Origin of the sequence: Bathymodiolus azoricus thioautotrophic gill symbiont (assembly GCF_001298715.1) — a bacterium.
Taxonomy (GTDB): Bacteria; Pseudomonadota; Gammaproteobacteria; order PS1; family Pseudothioglobaceae; genus Thiodubiliella.
In genome coordinates this window covers 1-3,239 of sequence record NZ_CDSC02000081.1, presented here as the reverse complement: position 1 = coordinate 3,239, position 3,239 = coordinate 1, and the positions used below count along the sequence as shown (strand labels likewise).

General features: G+C 30.1%; 3 protein-coding genes. All 3 read left to right on the top strand.

Annotation, left to right across the window (positions count from 1 at the left end; all coding sequences use genetic code 11):
* The first annotated feature begins 101 nt into the window (after positions 1-101).
* The 3 genes from BAZSYMA_RS01720 (at position 102) to BAZSYMA_RS01710 (ending at position 3,084) form a co-directional block, all read left to right on the top strand.
* A complete protein-coding gene (locus tag BAZSYMA_RS01720; protein ID WP_090714970.1) occupies positions 102-302 on the top strand; it encodes a transposase in 201 nt (66 codons plus the stop codon).
* Between the two features lie 312 nt (positions 303-614).
* Positions 615-2,138, top strand: coding sequence for an HsdM family class I SAM-dependent methyltransferase (locus tag BAZSYMA_RS01715; RefSeq protein ID WP_195910043.1), 1,524 nt, complete (start codon positions 615-617; stop codon positions 2,136-2,138).
* The gene (locus BAZSYMA_RS01710; protein WP_195910042.1) at positions 2,131-3,084 is read left to right on the top strand and encodes a restriction endonuclease subunit S; all 954 of its coding nucleotides are present in this window, start codon (positions 2,131-2,133) and stop codon (positions 3,082-3,084) included. The genes BAZSYMA_RS01715 and BAZSYMA_RS01710 overlap by 8 nt, the downstream gene beginning before the upstream one ends.
* The last annotated feature ends 155 nt before the right edge of the window (positions 3,085-3,239 follow it).

Genomic DNA, 3,239 nt, shown 5'->3' with positions numbered 1-3,239 from the left:
AATTACAAAAGGATTCATTCAGTCATTGGGTATATTACACCTGTTCAGAATATGGCTGAATTGAAAAAAGTGGCTTGAAATGTGTCTAAGTTGACTGGACCATTACAGTTTGGGTGGTGTTAAAACGAGAATATAACGGTACATTTCATAATATCAACACCAGCCCCTTGCATCGCTATGTAGATGAGTTTGTATTTAGATTTAACGAGGGTAATTGCCAAATTGACACAATGGATAGAATGGTATCGTTATTCAAGGGTATTGGTGATAATAGGATTAGTTATAAGGAATTGACGGGGTAGGTTATGGCGAAAAAATTAAATGAAAGGGATACTGAAAACATAGTCAGACAGCACTTTCAAAAAGACAAGTTATTTAAAAATATTACCTTTGAAGAGCAGTCATCTAAAAATCCAAGAATAACCAAACTACTTAAAAACGCTTCTAAAAATGGTAGTGGCATAGGCAAGCCTGAATTTTTAATTTCAATAGATGATGAAAAAGATTTATTAATTGTTGTTGAGTGTAAGGCAGATATTTTAAAACACGAAAGCAAAAACAGAGATGAATTTGCAGATTTTGCGGTAGATGGGGTTTTGCTTTACTCCTCTTATTTGTCAAAAGAATATAATGTTTTATCCTTAGCGGTTAGTGGTGTAGAAAAAGATAATATAAAAGTTTCTTATTTTTTACAAAAAACAGGTTTAAGTGATGTAGAGCAAATTTTTGGAAACAAACTGTTGTCACTGGATGATATTCTTGCAGGATTCAAGCAAGATGAAGCTAGAAAAAATGAAAAATACAAGGAATTGCTAGAATATTCGCAAATACTAAACGAGCAGTTGCATAAGTTAAAAATCAAAGAAGATAAAAGAAGCCTACTTGTTAGTGGTGTTTTGATTGCCTTAGATAATAAAGATTTTTACAGAGATTATGTCGGCATGAGTAGTAATAAAATTCTTTCTAGCGCATTGGTTGAAATCATAAAAGAGCAGTTAAAAACTGAAGACTTACAGGGGGATAAAATTGATAGGTTGATGGAAAATTATAATTTTATTGCAACTCACCCTAGTTTAAAAAAACTTCAAAAATCAAAAGAATTAAAAACCCTGAGAGAATTAATAAATGATATTGACGAAAATATAAATGGCTATGTTAGAACCTATAAATATTATGATGTTTTAGGTCAGTTTTATATAGAATTTTTAAGGTATTCAAACAGTGATAAAGGCTTAGGAATTGTTTTAACGCCCCCGCATATTACAGATTTTTTTACCGATATTGTGGATATAAAAACCGATGATGTGGTTTTGGATAATTGCACTGGCACAGGTGGTTTTCTAGTATCGGCTATGAAAAATATGATTGATAAGTGTAATGGTGATTCATCACAAGAAAATAGTATAAAACAACATCAATTATATGGCATCGAATATCAACCTGAAATGTATCCATTGGCAGTATCTAATATGTTTTTACACGGCGATGGTAAAAGTAATATTTTAAGTGGTAGTTGTTTTGATGAAGATATTATAAAAACCATTAAAACTAAAAAGCCTACGGTTGGTTTTTTAAACCCTCCATATAAATCAGACAAATCAGACGTAGAAGAATTTGAATTTGTTTTAAATAACTTAGAATGCCTAGAAAAAAAGAGTTTGTGTGTTGCTATTATTCCTATGAGTTGTGCTTTAGCCCAAAAAGGCGAAAGGCTAAGATTAAAAGAAAAATTGCTATCTAAACACACATTAAAAGCCGTTTTTTCTATGCCTAATGAATTATTTAAAAATTCAAAAGTAGGGGTTGTTACTTGTATTATGGTTTTTGAAGCACGCATCCCTCAACCCAAAAACAAAAAAACCTTTTTTGGATATTTTAAAGATGATGGATTTTTTAACAAAAAAACCAAAGGCAGATTTGATTATGACAATAAATGGATAGATATTAAAGATACTTGGCTAAGTTTGTATTTTAATAATGAAGAGAAAGTTGGTTTTAGCAAAACTAAAAAAGTAACAGCAAAAGATGAATGGTGTGCTGAGGCTTATATGGAAACTGATTATTCAACGCTTACACAAGATGATTTTCAAAAAGTTTTAAAAAAATATGTTGCTTTTAATGTATTAAATGATGAATAAAATAAAAACAATCCCCTTAAATAAAATATTCAATATATCCTATGGGAGTCAATTAGATTTAAACAAATTAGAAATAGATTTAAAGAATGGCATAAATTTTATCTCAAGAAGTAGAGAAAATTTAGGAGTTCAAACAAAAATCAAAAAGCTTTCTAATAAAACGTTATTCAAAAAGGGTAGTATTACAGTAACTTTGGGTGGTTCATATTTATTATCATCGTTCGTTCAAAAAGAAGATTTTTATACTGCACAAAATATAAAAGTTTTAATACCTAAGCAGCCTTTAAATGATGCACAAAAAAAGTTTTATTGTTATGCGATAGAGCACAATAGATTTAGATATACATCACACGGTAGAGAGGCAAATAAAACATTAGATGATTTATTGGTTCCGTCATTAGATAGCATTCCAGATTGGGTCAATACATCAAAAATTAAAACTCCAAATAGAAAAGCAGTGTTGAATAAACAATTAACTTTAGATATAGAAAATTGGCAAAAATTTGATTATTCTGAAATTTTTAATATAAAGAAAGGAAATACACCAAAAAAACAAAACGATGGAAGTGTGTTTTTAGTTAGTGCAACAGGTTTAAATAATGGCGTATCTAAAACTGTGGCGAGTGCAACTAATCCAAATAAAAGAGGATTGATTACAGTTTCGTCAAATGGTGCAGTTGGTGATGCCTTCTATCAAAATCAAGATTTTTATGCAACTGGTGATGTAAATATTTTATTCCCTAATTTTGACTGCAATCAGTTCGTAGCTATGTTTTTAATTACAGTTATTAGACAAGAGAAGTTTAGATTTAATTATGGTAGAAAGTGGGGGAAAGAGAAAATGTTGTCTCATAAAATAAAACTTCCAGTAAATAAAAACAACCAACCAGACTGGCAATTTATGGAAGATTACATAAAATCACTGCCCTACTCAAAATCACTATGACAACCCTAAAACAAATAGTAAAACCCCTAAAAGAAGTTTTACTATCCAAGCCAAAAACCAAAGTCAAATACGAAAACAAGAAGCCTACAAAGGCTGATAAAAATCAGAAGTGGCAACTAAAGGAAAGAACTTAAGGCAGGATTGTTAAATTAATC